At 68.9% G+C, this 19,192-nt stretch carries 18 protein-coding genes; 10 read left to right on the top strand and 8 right to left on the bottom strand.

Going from position 1 to position 19,192, the window contains the following annotated elements; all coding sequences use genetic code 11:
- Positions 1–3 precede the first annotated feature (3 nt).
- The 5 genes from glgC (at position 4) to HNP73_RS16785 (ending at position 7,879) form a co-directional block, all read left to right on the top strand.
- Positions 4–1,266, top strand: a complete 1,263-nt coding sequence (gene glgC / locus HNP73_RS16805) for a glucose-1-phosphate adenylyltransferase (protein ID WP_184152256.1) — start codon at positions 4–6, stop codon at positions 1,264–1,266.
- Positions 1,266–2,711 (top strand): glycogen synthase GlgA, encoded by a 1,446-nt coding sequence (gene glgA, locus HNP73_RS16800; protein WP_184152254.1) that lies wholly within the window; start codon positions 1,266–1,268, stop codon positions 2,709–2,711. Before glgC ends, glgA begins: the two co-directional genes overlap by 1 nt.
- On the top strand, positions 2,708–4,333 hold the full coding sequence (locus tag HNP73_RS16795) for an alpha-D-glucose phosphate-specific phosphoglucomutase (RefSeq protein WP_184152251.1): 1,626 nt from the start codon (positions 2,708–2,710) through the stop codon (positions 4,331–4,333). Before glgA ends, HNP73_RS16795 begins: the two co-directional genes overlap by 4 nt.
- Positions 4,330–6,282 carry a glycogen debranching protein GlgX gene (glgX, locus tag HNP73_RS16790; protein WP_184152691.1) on the top strand — a complete coding sequence of 651 codons (1,953 nt, stop codon included), beginning with the start codon at positions 4,330–4,332 and terminating at the stop codon, positions 6,280–6,282. The genes HNP73_RS16795 and glgX overlap by 4 nt, the downstream gene beginning before the upstream one ends.
- Positions 6,283–6,346: 64 nt before the next feature.
- A complete protein-coding gene (locus tag HNP73_RS16785; RefSeq protein ID WP_184152244.1) occupies positions 6,347–7,879 on the top strand; it encodes an OpgD/OpgG family glucan biosynthesis protein in 1,533 nt (510 codons plus the stop codon).
- A gap of 153 nt (positions 7,880–8,032) precedes the next feature.
- Here the strand turns inward: HNP73_RS16785 and HNP73_RS16780 are convergent, their stop codons facing one another.
- Positions 8,033–8,995: an NADPH:quinone oxidoreductase family protein gene (locus HNP73_RS16780; RefSeq protein WP_184152689.1), complete on the bottom strand. Its 963-nt coding sequence runs from the start codon at positions 8,993–8,995 to the stop codon at positions 8,033–8,035.
- Between the two features lie 11 nt (positions 8,996–9,006).
- Entirely contained in the window at positions 9,007–9,852 is an 846-nt protein-coding gene (gene dapB, locus HNP73_RS16775; protein ID WP_184152242.1) for a 4-hydroxy-tetrahydrodipicolinate reductase, read from the bottom strand.
- A gap of 46 nt (positions 9,853–9,898) precedes the next feature.
- Here dapB and rbfA point away from each other — a divergent pair, with 46 nt between their 5' ends.
- From rbfA to HNP73_RS16755, 4 genes are read left to right on the top strand one after another with little or no spacing between them, the layout of a single operon-like run.
- Complete coding sequence (gene rbfA, locus HNP73_RS16770) at positions 9,899–10,297, top strand: 30S ribosome-binding factor RbfA (RefSeq protein WP_184152240.1); 399 nt, start codon at positions 9,899–9,901, stop codon at positions 10,295–10,297.
- A gap of 7 nt (positions 10,298–10,304) precedes the next feature.
- Positions 10,305–11,210, top strand: a complete 906-nt coding sequence (gene truB, locus HNP73_RS16765) for a tRNA pseudouridine(55) synthase TruB (RefSeq protein ID WP_184152237.1) — start codon at positions 10,305–10,307, stop codon at positions 11,208–11,210.
- Positions 11,207–11,923 carry a phosphatase PAP2 family protein gene (locus HNP73_RS16760; RefSeq protein WP_425486642.1) on the top strand — a complete coding sequence of 239 codons (717 nt, stop codon included), beginning with the start codon at positions 11,207–11,209 and terminating at the stop codon, positions 11,921–11,923. The genes truB and HNP73_RS16760 overlap by 4 nt, the downstream gene beginning before the upstream one ends.
- A complete protein-coding gene (locus HNP73_RS16755; RefSeq protein ID WP_184152234.1) occupies positions 11,920–12,366 on the top strand; it encodes a MaoC family dehydratase in 447 nt (148 codons plus the stop codon). The genes HNP73_RS16760 and HNP73_RS16755 overlap by 4 nt, the downstream gene beginning before the upstream one ends.
- A 7-nt stretch (positions 12,367–12,373) precedes the next feature.
- On the opposite strand, the gene HNP73_RS16750 is transcribed toward HNP73_RS16755, so the two are convergent.
- The 5 genes from HNP73_RS16750 to HNP73_RS16730 form a co-directional block, all read right to left on the bottom strand.
- The gene (locus HNP73_RS16750; RefSeq protein ID WP_184152683.1) at positions 12,374–12,526 is read right to left on the bottom strand and encodes a Trm112 family protein; all 153 of its coding nucleotides are present in this window, start codon (positions 12,524–12,526) and stop codon (positions 12,374–12,376) included.
- A gap of 47 nt (positions 12,527–12,573) precedes the next feature.
- Positions 12,574–13,260, bottom strand: coding sequence for an LON peptidase substrate-binding domain-containing protein (locus tag HNP73_RS16745; RefSeq protein WP_184152231.1), 687 nt, complete (start codon positions 13,258–13,260; stop codon positions 12,574–12,576).
- A gap of 21 nt (positions 13,261–13,281) precedes the next feature.
- Positions 13,282–14,184, bottom strand: coding sequence for a thioredoxin (gene trxA / locus HNP73_RS16740; protein WP_184152228.1), 903 nt, complete (start codon positions 14,182–14,184; stop codon positions 13,282–13,284).
- 111 nt (positions 14,185–14,295) lie between these two features.
- The gene (locus HNP73_RS16735; protein WP_184152225.1) at positions 14,296–14,883 is read right to left on the bottom strand and encodes an HD domain-containing protein; all 588 of its coding nucleotides are present in this window, start codon (positions 14,881–14,883) and stop codon (positions 14,296–14,298) included.
- A gap of 246 nt (positions 14,884–15,129) precedes the next feature.
- Complete coding sequence (locus tag HNP73_RS16730; protein ID WP_184152222.1) at positions 15,130–16,104, bottom strand: glycosyltransferase family 8 protein; 975 nt, start codon at positions 16,102–16,104, stop codon at positions 15,130–15,132.
- A 148-nt stretch (positions 16,105–16,252) separates the two neighbouring features.
- Here HNP73_RS16730 and ahcY point away from each other — a divergent pair, with 148 nt between their 5' ends.
- Entirely contained in the window at positions 16,253–17,644 is a 1,392-nt protein-coding gene (ahcY, locus tag HNP73_RS16725) for an adenosylhomocysteinase (protein ID WP_184152680.1), read from the top strand.
- Positions 17,645–18,120: 476 nt separating this feature from the next.
- Here the strand turns inward: ahcY and HNP73_RS16720 are convergent, their stop codons facing one another.
- Positions 18,121–19,140, bottom strand: a complete 1,020-nt coding sequence (locus tag HNP73_RS16720) for a DUF2125 domain-containing protein (protein WP_184152219.1) — start codon at positions 19,138–19,140, stop codon at positions 18,121–18,123.
- Between the last annotated feature and the right edge of the window lie 52 nt (positions 19,141–19,192).

Raw genomic sequence — 19,192 nt, 5'->3', positions numbered from 1 at the left:
ACCTTGGTTGACAGACGTTCAGGACCGCTCGCCCGCGATGCCATGGCCTACGTGCTTGCGGGAGGACGCGGCAGCCGGCTGAAAGAGCTGACCGACCGGCGGGCAAAGCCTGCGGTCTATTTCGGCGGCAAGACACGGATCATCGATTTCGCGCTCTCGAACGCGCTCAATTCCGGCATCCGCCGCATCGGCGTCGCCACCCAGTACAAGGCACACAGCCTGATCCGCCACCTGCAGCGCGGCTGGGACTTCTTCCGGCCCGAGCGGAACGAGAGCTTCGACATCCTGCCCGCGTCCCAGCGCGTGAGCGAGACGCAGTGGTACGAGGGGACGGCGGACGCGGTCTATCAGAACCTCGACATCATAACCGATTACCAGCCGGAGTTCATGGTGATCCTTGCCGGGGATCACATCTACAAGATGGACTACGAGCTGATGCTGCAGCAGCATGTGGAGCAAGGTGCCGACGTCACCGTCGGCTGCCTTGAGGTGCCCCGGATGGAGGCGACCGGCTTCGGCGTCATGCACGTGGACGAAAAGGACGAAATCACCGCCTTCGTGGAGAAACCCGCCGACCCGCCGGGCATCCCCGGACAACCGGACATGGCGCTGGCGTCCATGGGCATCTACGTCTTCCGCACGAAGTTTCTCGCCGATCTCCTGCGGCGCGATGCGGAAACGCCGGGATCGAGCCGCGATTTCGGCAAGGATCTGATCCCCTACATCGTCGAGCACGGCAAGGCGGTGGCGCACCGCTTCTCGAGTTCCTGCGTGCGCTCGTCGCGGGAGTCCGTCGCCTACTGGCGCGACGTCGGTACGGTGGATGCCTACTGGGAAGCCAACCTCGACCTGACCGACATCATCCCCGAGCTTGACCTCTACGAAACGAGCTGGCCGATCTGGACCTATGCCGAGATCAAGCCGCCGGCGAAGTTCGTCCATGACATCGACGGGCGGCGCGGCGAGGCCATCTCGAGTCTCGTCTCCGGCGACTGCATCATTTCCGGCGGGTCGGTCCGGCGGAGCTTGCTCTTCACCGGCGTCCGGGTGCACTCCTACGCCGGACTTCAGGAGGCAGTGGTCTTGCCCGAATGCGATATCGGCCGGAATGCCCGGCTCTCCAAGGTGGTGCTCGACCGGGGGGTGCGTATCCCGGACGGTCTGATCGTGGGCGAGGATCCGGAGCTCGATGCCCGGCGGTTCCGCCGGACCGAGTCGGGCGTCTGCCTGATCACCCAGCCGATGATCGACGCGCTCGACACCTGATGCGCATTCTCTCGGTCACGTCGGAGGCCTTTCCGCTGGTCAAGACCGGCGGGCTCGCGGACGTCGCGGGCGCGCTCCCCCTCGCCCTCGAGCGGCAGGGCATCGAGGTGCGCACCTTCCTGCCCGGCTATCCGGGCGTGATGGCGAAGCTCGACGGTGCCGGGCAGTCGGTCCACGAGTTCCACTCGCTCCTCGGGGCCCGGGCGCGCATCCTGTCGGCGAAGGTGGCCGGGCTCGACCTGCTGGTCCTCGATGCGCCGGAATTGTTTGACCGGCCCTTCGGCCCCTACGGCGGCCCCGATGGCGACTATGACGACAACTGGCGCCGGTTCGCCGCCTTCGCCAAGGCGGCGGCCGAGGTCGCCGCCGGCGCGATCCCCGGCTTCCGGCCAGACCTCGTGCATGCCCATGACTGGCAGGCCGGGCTCGTGCCCGCCTACCTGCGCTACTACGGCATTCCGACGCCGTCGATCCTCACCATCCACAACCTCGCCTTCCAGGGATACTTCCCCGCGCATGTCTTCAGCTGGCTCGACCTGCCGCCACAGGCCTTCGCGCTCGACGGGGTGGAGTACTATGGCGGCGTCGGCTTCCTGAAGGCCGGGCTCGCCAACGCCACCGCGCTCACCACGGTCAGCCCGACCTATGCCGAGGAGATCGCCACGCCCGGTGGCGGCATGGGGCTCGACGGGCTGATCGGCACGCGCGCCGGCGCCCTGACCGGCATCGTCAACGGAATCGATGACCGCGCCTGGGATCCGGCGACCGATCCGCTCCTTGCCGCGCGCTTCTGCGCGGACGACGTCTCGGGACGGGCGGCAAACCGCGCCGCGGCGGAGAAGGCGTTCCACCTCACTGCCGACGACACCCCGCTTTTCGTCGTCATCAGCCGGCTGACCGGCCAGAAGGGCATCGACCTGCTGGTCGAGGCATCGGACGAGCTGGTGGCGCAAGGTGCGCGCCTTGCGGTGCTCGGAACCGGCGACCCGACGCTTGAAGCGGCGTTCCTCGGCCTCGCCGCCGATCACCCGGGCCGGATCGGCGCACGCATCGGCTATGACGAGGCGCTCGCGCACGTGATGCAGGGCGGCGCCGACGCGATCCTCATCCCCTCGCGCTTCGAGCCCTGCGGCCTCACCCAGCTCTGCGGCCTGCGCTACGGCTGCATTCCGGTGGTCTCGCGCGTCGGCGGCCTCGCCGACACGGTGATCGACGCGAACATCGCCGCGATCAACGCGGGCGTCGCCACCGGCGTCCAGTTCCAGCCGGTCGACGCCGGCGGCCTGCGCCACGGCATCCGCCGCGCGCTGACCCTCATGCGCCAGCCGGACACATGGGCGATGATCCAGCGTCAGGCGATGGCGGCGGACGTCTCATGGGATCGCAGCGCCCGGCTCTATGCCAACCTGTATGCTTCTCTTTTGCCTGAAGGATCCGACGCATGACGATCGTCGCGACGACACCCTACGACGACCAGAAGCCGGGCACCTCCGGCCTCCGCAAGAAGGTGCCGCACTTCCAGCAACCGAACTACGTGCACAACTTCATCCAGTCGATCTTCGACAGCCTCGAAGGCTTCGAGGGCAAGACGCTGGTGATCGGCGGCGACGGGCGCTTCTACAATCGCGAGGTGGTCCAGATCGCGCTGAAGATGGCGGCGGCGAACGGCTTCGGCCGGGTGCTGGTGGGCCAGGGCGGCCTGCTCTCCACCCCGGCCGCCTCCAACGTCATCCGCAAGTACGGCGCCTTCGGCGGCATCATCCTCTCGGCGAGCCACAATCCCGGCGGCCCGACCGAGGACTTCGGCATCAAGTACAACATCGGCAACGGCGGCCCGGCGCCGGAACGCATCACCGAAGCGATCTATGCCCGGACGAAAGAGATCGAGGACTACAAGATCCTCGAGGCGCCGGACGTCGATATCGACACCATCGGCACGACGGACCTCGGCGGGATGACCGTCGAGGTGATCGACCCGGTTGCCGACTACGCCGAGCTCATGGAGACGCTCTTCGACTTCCCTGCCATCCGGGCGATGTTCGCCGGTGGTTTCCGCATGGCATTCGACGCCATGTCCGCCGCCACCGGCCCCTATGCCACCGAGATCCTGGAGCATCGGCTCGGTGCCGCTGCCGGCACCGTGCGGAACGGCATCCCCCTGCCCGATTTCGGCGGCCACCACCCGGACCCGAACCTCGTCTACGCCAAGGCACTCTATGACGAGATGATGGGCCCCGACGCGCCGGACTTCGGCGCGGCCTCCGACGGCGACGGCGACCGCAACCTGATCATCGGGCGCGACATCTTCATCACGCCCTCGGACTCGCTCGCCATGCTGGCAGCGAACGCGCATCTCGCGCCGGGCTACGCCGCCGGGCTCGCCGGGATTGCCCGCTCCATGCCGACGAGCGCCGCCGCCGACCGGGTGGCGGAAAAGCTCGGCGTCGGCATGTACGAGACGCCGACCGGCTGGAAGTTCTTCGGCAACCTGCTCGACGCCGGGCTGGCGACGATCTGCGGCGAGGAGAGTGCGGGCACCGGCTCGAACCACGTGCGCGAGAAGGACGGGCTCTGGGCTGTCCTGCTCTGGCTGAACATCCTCGCGGTCCGCAAGGAGCCGGCGAAGGCGATCGCGGAAGCTCACTGGCGCGAGTACGGCCGCAACTACTATGCCCGGCACGACTATGAGGGCATCGACACCGACGCGGCGAACGGCCTTGTCGAGGCGCTTCGGGCGAAGCTTCCCGACCTGCCCGGAACGAAGGTCGGCCCCCTCACGGTCGCGGCGGCGGACGATTTCGCCTACCTTGATCCGGTCGACGGCTCGACTTCATCGCATCAGGGCATCCGCATCCTGTTCGAGGGCGGCAGCCGCGTGGTCTTCCGCCTGTCGGGCACCGGCACGTCCGGCGCGACGCTCCGGGTCTATATCGAGGCCTACGAGCCGCCGGACGGCAACCTGGGCCTCGAAGTCCCGGACGCGCTCGCAGATCTCATCGCCGCCGCCGAGACGCTGGCGCAAATCAAGGAGAGGACCGGCCGTACCGAGCCGGACGTCATCACCTGAGCGCGCCGCCGCTCTCCGAGCCGCTCGGCGCGACACCCGGGCCGGACGGAACCCGCTTCGCAGTCTGGTCGGCGAACGCCGAGCGGATGTGGCTGTGTCTCTTCGACGGCGCCCGCGAGCGGCGACTCGAACTCGACCGCGGCGCTTTCGGCCAGTTCTCGACGACGGTGCAGGACGCAGGTCCCGGCACGCGCTACGGCTTTCGCGCGGACGGGCCTTTCGACCCGGAGCGCGGGCACCGCTTCGATCCCGCGAAGCTCCTCGTCGATCCTTATGCCGTCACCCTCGACCAGCCGTTCCACTACAACGCCCGCCTCGCCGCGCCACGGGCTGACGGAACCGACACCGCGGCGCTGATGCCGAAGGCGGTCGTGACCGCCCTTCCCGACCTCGCGGCCGCGCCCCCGCCGCTCTTCCGCCCCGGCGGGTTCATCTACGAGGTCGCAGTCCGACCCTTCACCCATCTCCACCCCGAGGTGCCCGAGGCGCTCCGCGGCACGGTGGCGGCTCTCGGCCACCCGGCGATCCTTGACCATCTGGTGCGCCTCGGCGTCGATGCGGTGGAGCTGATGCCAATCACCGCGTGGATCGACGAGCGGCACCTTCCGCCGCTCGGCCTGACCAACGGCTGGGGCTACAACCCCGTCGCCTTCATGGCACTCGATCCGCGGATCTGTCCCGGGGGCATCGGCGAACTCGCGGCCACGGTGGCGGCCCTGCGATCCGTGGGGATCGGCACGATCCTCGACGTGGTCTTCAACCACACCGGCGAGAGCGACCGCTTCGGCCCGACGCTGAGTCTGCGCGGGCTCGACAACGCCACCTACTTCCGTCACCTGACCGACGGCACGCTGGTGAACGATGCAGGCACCGGCAACACGCTCGCCTGCGAACATCCGGTCACCCGGCGGTTGATCCTCGATACCTTGCGGCACTTTGTCGGGCGGGCGGGGGTGGACGGCTTCCGCTTCGACCTTGCGCCGATCCTCGGGCGCGACGCCGGCGGCTTCAGCCGCGACGCCGACCTGTTCCGCGACATCGCCGGAGATCCACTCCTCGCCGATCGCGTGATGATCGCCGAACCATGGGACATCGGTCCGGGCGGCTACCAGCTCGGGCAGTTTCCCGACGGCTGGCTGGAGTGGAACGACCGGTACCGCGACCGCGTGCGCCGCTTCTGGCGCGGCGACCGGCACATGCTCGGCGAGATGGCAACCGCCCTCGCCGGCTCGTCGGACGTCTTCTCGCCGCCCGCGACCCGCAGCGTCAATTTCATCGCGGCGCATGACGGCTTCAGCCTCGGCGATCTCGTGGCCTACGCGGGCAAGCACAATGAGGCGAACGGCGAGGAAAACCGCGACGGGCACGGCGAGAACTTCTCCTGGAACCACGGCCACGAGGGGCCGACCGACGATGCGGGCATCGTCGCGGCGCGCCGGCACGACGTCATGGCACTCCTTGCCACGCTCTTCGCGTCCCGCGGCACGATCATGCTCACCGCCGGCGACGAGTTCGGCCGCAGCCAGAACGGCAACAACAACGCCTACGCGCAGGACAACGCCCTGACCTGGCTCGACTGGGACGGGCGCGACCGGGAGCTCGAAGCCTTCACGGCGGAGCTTGCGGCGACCCGCAGAGCGTGCCCGCAGATCGCCGGGCCGGAGCTGCTGTCCGGGGAGCCGGGGACGGACGGGCTCGCGGACGCGCTCTGGCTCACGCCGACGGGCACGCCGATGACCGCGCCCGACTGGGAGGCGGCGGAGGCTGGTGCCCTCGCGATGGTTCTGTCGCGCGATGGCCGCCGGGTGGCCGTTCTGCTGAACCGGACCGCGGATGAAGTGAGCTTCCACCTGCCCGGCCGGGAGGCGCACACCTGGGAGCTGGAGGCAGACGGGTGCATCCGCGTAAATCCGCGTGCGATCGCAATCGTGACCGAGGGGGTACCTTGAGGCCGGGCGCCCGGCGACGTAAGGACAGGCAACCCAGCGAACCCCAAGTAAGCAAGGACGAAACATGGATCGCCGCACCCTGCTCGAGACCTTCGTCCTCGGCCTCGCGGGCGCCCACCTGCCGCTCTTCGCAACCGCGGCATCGGCGCAGGATTCGAGCAAGCCCTTCAGCTTCGACAGCGTGATCGCGCTGGCGCGCGAGGCGGCGGGCAAGCCCTACAACCGGCCGATGATGAAGCTCACCGAGCCGTTCGCCGACCTGAAGTATGACCAGTACCGCGCCATCCGCTTCCGGGACGACAAGCGCCTGTTCCTGGGTGCCGGCTTTCAGGCGGAACTGCTGCCCCCGGGGTTCTCCTACCAGGACAAGATCGAGATCAACGTCGTCACCGGCGGAAAGGTCGAGCCGGTGGCGTTTTCCACCGACTTCTTCGCGTTTCACCCGAACTATTTTCCCTACCCCGACGGCCGGGCGCCGGCAGGGCTCGGCGCCGACATGGGCTTCTCCGGCGTGCGCTTCCGCCATCCGGTCAACCGGCCGGGCGTCTGGGACGAGTTCGCGGTGTTCCAGGGCGCCAGCTACTTCCGCGCCGTGGCCCGCGACACGCTCTACGGCCTTTCGGCCCGGGGCCTCGCCATCGGCAGCGGGGGATCCGAGCCGGAAGAGTTTCCGGTCTTCACCCGATTCTGGATCGAGGAGCCGGCCCCCGAGGACCGGGTCCTGCGCTTCTCGGCGCTGCTCGACAGCGACAGCGTCACCGGCGCCTACGACTTCTCGATCGAGCCCGGCCGCGAGACCGTGACGCAGCTGCGTGTGGTGCTGTTTCCGCGGCGCGATATCGCCTCCATCGGGATCGCGCCGCTCACCTCGATGTACTTCTTCGGCCCCGAGAGCCGCACCGGGATCGACGACTTCCGCAATGCGGTTCACGACAGCGACGGCCTGCGCATGGTGAACGGGTCGGGTGAACGCCTCTGGCGGCCGCTCCGCAACCCGCCCGGCATCGAGACCTCAGCCTTCTCTGACGAGAACCCGCGCTCCTTCGGGCTGATCCAGCGGGCGCGCAACTTCTCGGACTACGAAGACGCCGAAACCCACTACGAGCGGCGTCCGAGTGCCTGGGTCGAGCCCGGCGAGGGCTGGGGCAAGGGGGCCGTGATGCTGGTGGAGATTCCGTCCGGCGACGAGTTCGCCGACAATATCGTCGCGTTCTGGCGGCCGGAGACGCCGCTCAAGGAGGGCTCGCAGGTCGATCTGTCCTATCGCCTGACCTGGGGGCTGGTGCAGGAAGAGGAACTGCCGTTCGCCACCGTGGCCGCGACCCGAAGCGGCATCTCGATCCTCGACACCCGCGAGCGCGTCTTCGCCGTGGACTTCGACCTCGGCGAGATCACCTTTTCCGGCGTCACGCCGCGGATCGAGGTGACCGCGGGCCAGATCAAGGGGCTGAGCGTCATCGAACTGCCCGCGCCCGGAATCGTTCGCGTCGGCTTTCACTTCCTGCCGGGCGAGGCGAAGTCAGCGGAGTTCCGGCTCTGGCTGGAAAGCGAGGGAGTAAAGGCGTCGGAGATCTGGCTGTATCGCTGGAGCGTGTGAGGCCGGCGGGGAGGCGAATCTGGTTAACGGCGAAGCGCCCCGGATCTGAAGGTAGAGCCTCGCCGGCGCCACGGGAACGCGCCTTCTCGCCCGACCGTTAACGCGGAGCATGCGGCTGCTCCGCGCGCGTATGCCGGGTCCTACCCGGCGGTCCTACCCCGCGATCTCGACCACCACCTTGCCCGTCGCCTGCCGGCGGCGGAGAAGGTCGAGCCCCGCCTCGGCCTCGGCGAGAGGCAGGACGTTGCTCACGTGGGGCGCGAGACGCCCGAGACGCCACCACGCAAAGAGCGTTTCGAAGCAGCCCCTGACCGCCTCGGGCGAGTGATCTGCCCAGGCGCCGAAGTGGACCCCGAGCACGCTCAGATCCTTCACGAGCAGCAGGTTCGCCGGATACTGCGGCACGCCGCCGCTCGCGAAACCGATCGGCAGGATGCGCGCCCGGGGGCGCGTCGCGCGCAGCGCCGCCTCGGCGAGCTCGCCCCCGACCGGATCATAGACCACGTCGGCACCGCCAAGCGCCTTCACCTCCGCGCGGATGTCCGCACTCGCATCGAGGAGCACCGAGGCGCCGGCCCGCTCGGCGATCGCCTGCCGTTCGGGACCGCGCGCCACCGCGATGACGCGCGCGCCCATGCGCGCCCCGAGCTCCACCGCCGTCAATCCGACGCCGCCGGAGGCCCCGAGGACCAGCAGCGTCTCGCCGGGCCGGAGCTTCGCGACCCAGCCGAGCGCGATGTGGCTCGTGCCATAGGCGATGAGAAACCCGGCCGCGACCGTGTCAGGCATCCCCTCGGGCACCACGGCGCAGCGGTCGGCCGGCACCACCGCCCACTCCGCCAGCCCGCCGTAGCCCGCATAGGCCGCGACCCTGGCTCCGAGTGGCAGGCGCGTGACACCCTCGCCGACCTGCTCGACGACGCCGGCGATCTCCATTCCCGGCGCGAAAGGCATCTCCGGACGGACCTGATACTTGCCCGCCACCAGCAGCGTGTCGGCGAAGTTGAGACCACAGGCCCGCACCCGCACCAGAACCTCGCCCGGCCCCGGCACCGGAACCCGCGTCTGCACGGCCGTGAGCGGCGCGCCCGGCGCGGCCACCACCATTGCCTGCATCATTTCCGTGCTCACCGGTCGGGTACCTCCGCCGCAGGATCGCGCAGGCCCAGCACGTCGATCATCGTGTATTGTCCCGGCGGGCGATCCTGTCCCCAGATGGCCGCCCGCACCGCCCCCCGGGCGAAGAGCATCCGGTCGGTGGCGATATGGCCGATCACCACCCGCTCGCCCGGCCCGGCAAAGATCACCTCGTGCTCGCCCACCACGTCGCCGCCGCGCAGGCTGGCGAAGCCGATGGCTCCCTCCGCCCGCGCCCCGGTGATGCCGTGGCGCCCGGCCTCGGTCACATCCGCGAGGTTTACCCGCCGCCCGGCCGCGGCCGCCTCGCCGAGCATGAGCGCGGTCCCGGAGGGTGCGTCAACCTTGGCGCGGTGATGCATCTCCACGACCTCGATGTCGTACTCGGGGCCGAGCACCGCCGCGATCCGGCGGGTCATCACCGTCAGCAGGTTCACGCCCACGCTCATGTTGCCGGCACGCACGACGACCGCATGCCGGCCCGCCGCCGCGATCTTCTCGAGATCCTCCCGCTCCAGTCCGGTCGTGCCGATCACGTGGACGAGACGCGCCTGCGCCGCCAGCACCGAGAAATCGACCGTGGCCGCAGGCGTGGTGAAATCGAGAACCGCCTGGCTCCGGGCGAAAACCTCGAGCGGATCGTCCTCGACGATGACGCCGAGCGCCGGCCCGCCCATCGCCTCACCGAGGTCACGGCCAACCCAGGGGTGCCCCGCCAGCACCGCGGCGCCGGAGAGATGCGTCCCCGGTGTTTCGAGCACCGCCTGCGCGAGCATCTGCCCCATGCGCCCGGCGACACCCACCACCGCGATGCCGATGCTGTTCCCCTCAGTCATTCCGCCCACCCTTGACTTCAAGCGGCGCCGATAGGATGTGACCGGGATGGCAAAGACAAGACCCATCACCTCCGGCGGCGCGCCGGGCCAGCGCCAGCTTCGCGTCGGCGAGGTGATCAGGCGTGCGCTGTCGGAGATCCTCCAGCGCGGCGAGCTTCACGATTCCGACCTCGCCCACGTCTCCGTGACCGTCTCCGAGGTGAAGGTCGCGCCCGACCTGCGCCACGCCACCGCGTTCGTGCTGCCGCTCGGCGGCGTCAACACTGACGTTGTGGTGCGCGCCCTCGCCCGCAACCGCACCGAGCTGCGCCGGCTGGTCACCGACCGGATCGACCTGCGCTTTTCGCCCGAGCTTACCTTTCAGGCGGATACCCGCTTCGACCAGATGGACCGGACCCGCGAGGTATTGAGCTCGCCGGACGTCCGACGCGATCTCGAGGACTGATCCAAAGATGGCGAGAAAGCGTCGCGGCCGGCCGGTTCACGGCTGGCTCATTCTCGACAAGCCCACGGGCGTCACCTCCGCTCACGCCGTCGCCCGCGCCAAGCGCACGCTCGACGCCGAGAAGGCCGGCCACGCGGGCACCCTCGACCCGGGCGCCACGGGCCTGCTCGCGCTCGCCTTCGGCGAAGCGACGAAGACCGTTCCTTTCATTGCCGACGCGCACAAGTCCTACCGCTTCACCGTGCGCTGGGGCATGTCGACCGCCACCGACGACGCCGAGGGCGCGCCGCTCGCCACATCCGACCTGCGCCCCGACCGCGCGGCGATCGTAGCAGCGCTCCCGGAATTCACCGGCGACATCCTGCAGGTGCCGCCTCAGATCTCCGCGGTGAAGGTCGATGGTGAACGCGCCTACGCGCTGGCCCGCGCCGGCGAAATCCTTGAGCTCGCGCCCCGGCCGCTCCACGTCGGCCGGCTCGCGCTCACAGACATGCCCGACGCCGACAGCGCCACCTTCGAGATGAGCTGCGGCAAGGGCGGCTACGTGCGCAGCATCGCGCGCGATCTCGGCGCCCGCCTCGGTTGCCACGGTCACGTCGTGGCGCTTCGTCGCCTCGCGACCGGCCCCTTCAACCTCGACGGCGCCGTGAGCTGGGAAGACCTGACCGCCCCCGATCTCGCGGAGCGGATCCTGCCGCTCGAATCCGCCCTCGCCGGAGTGCCCGAACTCTGCTGCCCGCCCGCCCTCGCCGTACGCATCCTGAACGGCAACGCCATGGCCCTTCCCGGCGCGGGCCTCGCCGACGGCGAGACGGCATGGGCAAGCCGCGACGGCGTCCCGCTCGCGGTCGGAATCTGGCGTGGAGGCGCGCTCCACCCCTCCCGGGTCTTCGTGTTGGGGGACAACCGGTGAGGCCGGCGCGCTGGGCCACGGATGGCTGGCGCTGGTTCGTCGAGCGGATCGAACTCCGCACCCTGATCGTGCTTGGCGCCGTTGCCGGCTGCCTCTGGATCTTCATCTCCATCGCCGAAGAAGTGATGGAAGGCGAGACCCATGTCTTCGACAAGACCTTGCTTCTCGCGCTCAGAAACCCGGTCGACCCGGCCGATCCGCTCGGCCCCCCCTGGCTTGAGGAACTGGCACGAGACGTGACCGCACTCGGCGGGATCGGCATTCTCACTGCGATCACCCTTGCGGTCGCCGGGTACCTCTGGCTTCAGGGCCACCACCGCTCGATGTGGGTGGTTCTCGCCTCGGTCGGCAGCGGGCAGGTGCTCTCTTCGCTCGCGAAGCTTGGCTTCGACCGGCCGCGCCCCGACCTCGTACCGCACGGCATGACCACCTACACCACGAGCTTTCCCTCGGGCCACTCGATGATGAGTGCCGTCACCTATCTGACCCTCGCGGTCATGCTCGCCCGGTTGCAGCCAACCGCGGCCCTGCGCACCTATGTCATCGCCCTCGCCATCGCCCTCGTCGTCGCGATCGGCATCAGTCGGGTCTATCTCGGCGTTCACTGGCCGACCGATGTCCTCGCCGGCTGGACGGCCGGCGCGGGCTGGGCGCTCGCCTGCTGGCTTATGGCGAGCTCGGCCGAGACCGGCGCAAAGGAAAATCGCCGATGACCGGACTGCTTTATCTCGAGGACCTGACAGTGGGCCGCCGCTTCGAAAGCCCCGAGCGCCAGCTCGACGCCGACGCCATCATCGCCTTCGCGAGCGAGTTCGACCCGCAGCCGTTCCACACCGACCCGGCGGCGGCGGAAGGCACGTTCTTCCAGGGCCTCGCCGCCAGCGGCTGGCACACCGCCGCTTTCACCATGCGCCTGCTGGTCGGAAGCCTGCCTATCGCCGGCGGGTTGATCGGCGCGGGCGCCGAAATCAGCTGGCCGCGCCCCACCCGCCCCGGCGACCGCCTGCGCGTCGTCTCGACGGTGCAGGATGTGATCCCCTCCCGGTCGCGCCCCGATCGTGGCCAGATCGTGCTGCTGAGCGAAACCCTGAACCAGAATGACGAGATCGCCCAGCGCCTCGTCTCGCGCATGGTCGTCCCGCGCCGCGAGACCTGAGCGGCGGTCAGTCGAGCCGCCGAGCCTCGTCGAGCAGCATCACCGGAACGCCATTCCTGATCGGAAAGGCGAGGCCAGCGTTGCGCGACACGAGTTCCTGACGCACCGCATCGTAGACCAGTGCCCCGCGCGTCACCGGACAGACCAGCACCTCGAGCATCCGCCTGTCGGCCGCCGCGCCGGCCGGCGGCGCTGGCGGCGCGTCGCTCACTGCAGCACCCCGTCGTCACCGCCGGAGCGCAGCGCGAATTCCATGAGCGCTGTCAGCGTCTCTCGCCGGTTCGCGAGCGTCGGCGCCTCGAGCAGCGCCTGGCGCTCCTCGGGGTCGAACGGGCAGAGGATCGAGAGCGAATTGATCAGGAGTTCCGCGTCCGCCTCCTTCAGGCTCTCCCAGTCCGAGGACAGCTGCGCCGCCTCGAAGAACCGCCCCAGAACGTCGAGAAAACCGTCCCGATCAAAGCCGGGATCCATCTCTGCCCGCCCGAGGTCACGCTCGAAGCTCACCCAGTCGACCTGTGCCCGCAGGTAGGGCGTGAAGCCCTGCTCGATCGGGCCGAGCCGGAAGCGCGCCACGCCAGAGAGGGTGATGAGATACCGCCCGTCCTCGGTTTCCTGAAACGCCGTCACCCGCCCGGCGCAGCCGATCCGATGCAGCCGGGCAGTCTCCACCCGCTCGGTCTCGTGCCGCTCGCCACGGTCGCCGGGAAGCAGAACAGGCTGGATCATCCCGATCAGCCGATGCGGCGTCTTGAGCGTGTCCTCGAGCATCGCGAGATAACGGGGTTCGAAGATGTTGAGTGGCAGCCGGGCCCGCGGAAGCAGGAGCGCACCCGGCAAGGGAAACACCGGAATGCTCTCCGGCAGGTCGGCCAGACCGTACTTGCGAATGACCACGCGGCGTCTCCCCGCAGACTGTCAGGCGAAGATCATCGAGCTCAGCCGCCGTCGGCCCTTCTGGCCCACCTCACTCTTCGGCCCGAGGCTGTCGAAGAGCTTGAGAAGCTGCGTCTTCGCCGCTCCTTCGTCCCACTCGCGATCCCGGCGGAACAGCTCGAGCAGATCGTCGATCGCACCGGCCTGATCCCCGGCCCCGACACGGGCCATCGCAAGATCATAGCGCGCCTGCAGATCCGTGGGATCGGCAGCCACCCGCGCCTCGAGATCGGCCGTCTCGCCGGAGGCACCGGCACTCGCCTCGGCAAGGTCGATCTGTGCCCGCGCCGCGGCGATCGCCGGGTCGCCCTCCTTGCCGGCGGGGGTCATCCCGAGAACGCCCTTCGCCTGCTCGATCTCACCGAGCGCAAGATGCGAGCGGGCAAGTCCGCCGATCGCGGCAAGATTGCCCTCATCCTCCTGCAGCACCGCAGCGAACGTCTGCGCCGCATCCGCCGCCGCCCCTTCGGCCAGCATCTCCTCGGCGGCAGCGATCGCTTCCTCGAGCCCCGCGTTGCCGCCGGACATGTCGATCAGCCGATCGACGAACGCCTTGATCTGGGCCGGGGTCTGCGCCCCCATGAAACCATCGACCGGCTGGCCGCCCACGAAGGCGAAGACCGCCGGGATCGACTGTACCCGCATCTGCGCCGCAAGGCGCTGGTTCTGGTCGACGTCGATCTTGACCATCCGGACCTTGCCCTTGGCATCGGCCACCGCCTTCTCGAGCGCCGGCCCGAGGGTCTTGCAGGGACCGCACCAGGGCGCCCAGAAATCGACGATGACCGGAACCTCGACCGAGGCCTCGACCACATCGGCCATGAAGGTCGCCTCGGTTCCGTCCTTGACAAGGCTCTCGGCGGGCGTCGGGGCTTTCAGGTCCATGCGATCAGCTCTCCTCCTTGGGCGCCGCGAACGCGACCCCGGATTTGCCGGTTACGTGGGGTAGCCTCGCCCGTCCGTCAAGCCATATCGCCCAACGCTTTGCGCGCGGCCTCAGCACGCCGCCATCAGCTCGGCGTGCCGCGCGAGAAACGCCGCCTTCACCGCCATGGGCGGCCGCGGCCGCAGCACGAGGCTCCCCGCCTCGTCGAGGCGCGGCGCTCCGAAGAAGCGATTGGCCTCCGAGGGCGAGAAGCCGGCGATCTGCGTCGCCTCGAGCCACGCCGACACCTTGTCGGCCCGCTTGATCTGCACCTTCACCCCCTTGGGCAGATCCGCCGGCAGGCCGAAACGGATATGCACCGCCCGTGTCAGGCGCGCGTCGAGCAACGCATACCCCGGCCCGACAGCGGCCTTCACCGGCGAGATCATGTCGCCGATCACGTACTCCGGCGCGTCGTGGAGCAGCGCCGCCAGCCGCCACTTCGGCTCCGGCTTCGGCACGATCCGCCCGTAGAGGTCCTCCACCAGCAGCGAGTGCTCCGCCACCGAATACGGATGCTCACCCCGGGTCTGACCGTTCCAGCGTGCGACGAACGCGAGTCCGTGGGCGATGTCCTCGATCTCGACATCGAACGGCGACGGATCAAGCAGATCGAGCCGCCGCCCGGAGAGCATCCGCTGCCACGCACGCTCAGCCATTTCGCCCCCACCCTGCCCTGCAGGTCTTCATACGGCCTTGAAACCTGGAGAGCAGTCGTTTTCCGCCAACGGGCGGAAAACCAGCAAAGAAGATCCTGCGCGCATCCGCGCGCCCCGAATCGCGGCAATGTCCGCGTCCCGAACCACCGGCCCCGTGCCGACCCCGGCAACCGGGCGCCAGAGCCGGCGTCAGCCGGCGACGGCGGAGGGGGGCTCGATGCCCCCCGACGCCGGGTCCGCCGCCCCTCACGCCAGCACCGTCAGATCGTCGGGAAAGCGGTCAAGATAGGCCCCGAGCTTGCCGAGCGAGAGCAGGTGCTTCACCAGCATCCTGCCGACGAACCGCCGGTTCGCCAGCGGCGCCACTCCGTCCGGTCCCACCGGCTCTTCCGGAAAATTCGCCGCGAAGAAGTCGCGGTAGGCCCGCCGGAAACGCAGCGGCAACTCGCCGCCGTCATGACTCCACGGCTTCCGCGGGCCGATGAAATGCACCACATGGGCATCGGCCAGCGCCTCGAAGAGCCGCGAGGCCCAGGTGTACTGCCAGTTCCAGACCGGCGAGAGCTCGGCCCAGCCACCGCGCACCACAGCGTTCACCAGATCCTGGTCGAGACCCACACGGGCGGGATCATGTGCCGCGCCGAAGGCGAGCATCCGGCCGAGAACGTCGCGCTCGCGCCACGTGCTGACATCGATCAGCATCATGCCGCTGTTGAAGACCGAGGCCCAGGGCAGCCCCAGACGCTCATAGGACGGCGTACGCCGCCGGGGTGTGCGCCATTGCATGTTGTCGCGCACCGCCCCGAGGGGATGCGCCCCGAGGTCCACCGAGAGGAGCGCGCCGAAGTCGCCGCCCTGAATGAAGACATCTGCGTCGAGATAGAGGAGCCGGCCGTACTCGGCCGCAAACGCCTCTGGCAGGGCATAGCGCAGGTAGGAGGCGGCACTCCGGCGCGGATCGAGACCCAGACGATCGAACATGTCCCCCGTCGTCACCCGGCAGCGGCGCAGTCCGAGCCCGTCGAGACCCGGAACCGCCTCGGGCATCTCCGGCCCGCAGAGACAGATGTCGAAGTCCCGCGCCGGGATGAGGCGCGCGAGCTGCGCGGCGGCGAAGGCGGCATATCGCAGGTAGGCGCCGTCGGCGGCGAAGACCACGGCGCGCCCCGAGCGCGCCGGGCCATCGGCCTCCAGCGTGACCGTGTGCTCGGTTCCTGCCATGCAGCGCCTCCCGGAACAGCCTCTCGATCGGGCATCCCGGCGGTCTAGCTGCACCCGTGGTTGTGGAGCAACCACGTTCTTGGTAAGCCGCGCCCCGACATTGATCTTATCGGAGCACCCCCGGACCATGAGCGAAGACCAGGCTGTCATGAGCAGGGACTACGTCGTCAGGGACATCAACCTCGCCGATTTCGGGCGCAAGGAGCTCGACATCGCCGAGACCGAGATGCCGGGCCTCATGGCGATCCGGGCGGAATACGGCCCGTCGCAGCCGCTGAAGGGCGCGCGGATCGCCGGCTCGCTGCACATGACGATCCAGACCGCGGTCCTCATCGAGACGCTGACCGCCCTCGGCGCCGACGTCCGCTGGGCGTCGTGCAACATCTTCTCGACGCAGGACCACGCGGCGGCGGCGATCGCGGCGACCGGCGTTCCGGTCTTCGCGGTGAAGGGCGAGACGCTCGAAGAGTACTGGACCTACACCGACCGCATCTTCGACTTCGACGGCGGCGCGAACCTGATCCTCGACGACGGCGGCGATGCCACGATGTACATCCTGACCGGCGCGCGGGTCGAGGAAGGCGAGACGGATCTCATCGAGAACCCGGACTCGGAGGAAGCGGAGTACTTCTTCGCCCAGATCCGCAAGCGGATGGCGGCAACGCCGGGCTGGTTCGTGCAGCAGCGCAATGCGCTCAAGGGCGTCTCGGAGGAGACGACGACCGGCGTGCACCGGCTCTATCACCTGATGGAGGCGGGCCACCTGCCGTTCCCGGCGATCAACGTGAACGACAGCGTCACGAAGTCGAAGTTCGACAACAAGTACGGCTGCAAGGAAAGCCTCGTCGACGGCATCCGGCGCGGCACCGACACCATGATGGCCGGCAAGACCGCGGTCGTGCTCGGCTACGGCGACGTGGGCAAGGGCTCGGCGGCGTCGCTGCGCGGTGCGGGCGCGCGGGTCATGGTGACCGAGGTCGACCCGATCTGCGCGCTGCAGGCGGCGATGGACGGCTTCGAGGTCGTTACCATGGACGACGTGGCGCCGCGGGCGGACATCTTCATCACCGCGACCGGCAACAAGGACGTCATCACCATCGACCACATGCGGGCGATGAAGGACATGGCGATCGTCGGCAACATCGGCCACTTCGACAACGAGATTCAGGTCGCGCAGCTGAAGAACCTGAAGTGGACGAACATCAAGGATCAGGTCGACATGATCGGCTTCCCGGACGGGAAGCGGATCATCCTGCTGTCTCAGGGCCGGCTCCTGAACCTCGGCAACGCCACCGGGCATCCGTCGTTCGTGATGTCGGCGTCGTTCTCGAACCAGACGCTCGCACAGATCGAGCTCTGGACCCGGGGCGATGCCTACGAGAACAAGGTCTATACCCTGCCGAAGCACCTCGACGAGAAGGTGGCGCGCCTCCATCTCGCGAAGATCGGCGTGAAGCTGACCGAGCTCTCGCCGGAGCAGGCGTCCTACATCGGCGTCGCGCCCGAGGGGCCGTTCAAGACCGACCACTACCGCTACTGAGGCGCGGCAACGCCTTCATTACCTTGAAGTCTAGGCGCTTCCCGTTTGACGGGAGGCGCCGTTTCCGGCAATGGTCGGAGCAGTCGATGGCCGCGGCAGAAACGCCCCCTGAACCCATCGTCCTCCACGAAATCGCATCGGATGCACCTTGGGGTCCAACAAGACCCTGGAGGGGTCGTGCGGGTCGGCGAGGGTCTGGCAAGGCGCGGTCGATCGGGTCCCACCGGCGTTTGGTGGGTCCGCCGGGGGACTCGTCCCGCGCGCCGGACCCGAGCGGATGGGGGTCCGTAGTACCCGCACGCAGCGGATCGGGGGGGCCCTTGAGGGGAGGCCCCCCCGATCTCATTTGACGGCCCGACGCGCAAGTTGCGCTGGGTGTCTATCAAGTTGATTTTAGTTAATAATATTATCTGACACTACCCAGAATGCTATCGCCTGCCAATCCGGGCGGCATTCGTCAGCCCCCTGCCGCGCCCCTACCGCGTCGCCAATCTCGGGGCGGGGCCGAGGGGGATGGGGCCGAGGCGGGTCTGGCCGGCGGCGAATTCGAGGGGGATGTCGATGGCGTCGGGCTTGCCGGCCATCTGGGCGAGAAGGCCGAGGCCGACGCGCAGGGTGTCGGCCATGGTGGACCCGATGACTCCGCTCTGTTGGGCCACGTCGATCATGTCGCGCCAGTTGGTGGCGGTGAAGTCGAGCCGGCCCTCGGCGAAGCCCTTCGCATCGACGTCGAGATCCCCCTTGCCGCGCAGGTCGAGCCGGCCCCACGAGAGGTGCAGGTCGCGCACGTTGACGCCTTCGAGGGTCGGCAGGCCCGCCTCCACCGAGGCCCGGTCCCATGGCTGGTCGAAGTCCAGCATCGCATCGAGCGACATGGAGCCGATCTCGGCCGGAAGCACCTTGCCGGCGCGCAGCGTCCGCATGAGTTCGGGCGGCAGGGTGAGGCTCGAGACCTGAATCGCGAGATCGTGGGCGAACGGCGGGACGTCCTTGCCGGCGGACTGTCGCGTGGCGAGGAGCCCCTTGCCGATCTGCGCCGACCAGCCGGCGTCGCCGGTGATCTGCATGTCGCCGATCTCGAAGGTCATGTGGTCGAGTTCGAGCCGGGGCGTCGGGCGGAACAGCACCGAGCCGCGCAGGGCGTCGGCGTGCAGGCGGATGGTGTCGTAGGGCGTGGAGAACACCTGTTCTCCGGGCAGCGTCGCGATGATGTGGTGTGGCTTGTAGGTGAGCGAGAGGAGTTGCAGTTCGTCTGCCTTCCATGCCCAGCCGGCGTCCGGGTCGGCGAGGTTCAGGCCGGTGACGAACGTGTCGACGCGGCTCGGGAAGCCCGCCATCTCCACGCCCCTGGCCTCCGCGACCCAGCCGTCGGCTCGCCGCTCGGCAAGCCAGCCGTCGATCGCCTGCTCCCGCAGCGATACCTGCCAGTACCAGAAGCCGCTCCACGCCAGTGCGGCCACGATGGCGACGGCAGTGATTGCCAAGATTACGCGCATGCCCTACCCCCTTTCCGCCAGTTACCCGAGCCTCGGCACCGATGCGAGGGGA

Origin of the sequence: Amaricoccus macauensis, from assembly GCF_014201905.1 — a bacterium.
Taxonomy (GTDB): domain Bacteria; phylum Pseudomonadota; class Alphaproteobacteria; order Rhodobacterales; family Rhodobacteraceae; genus Amaricoccus; species Amaricoccus macauensis.
Note: the sequence above shows the minus strand (reverse complement) of the source record. Positions and strands in the feature narration are given on the sequence as shown.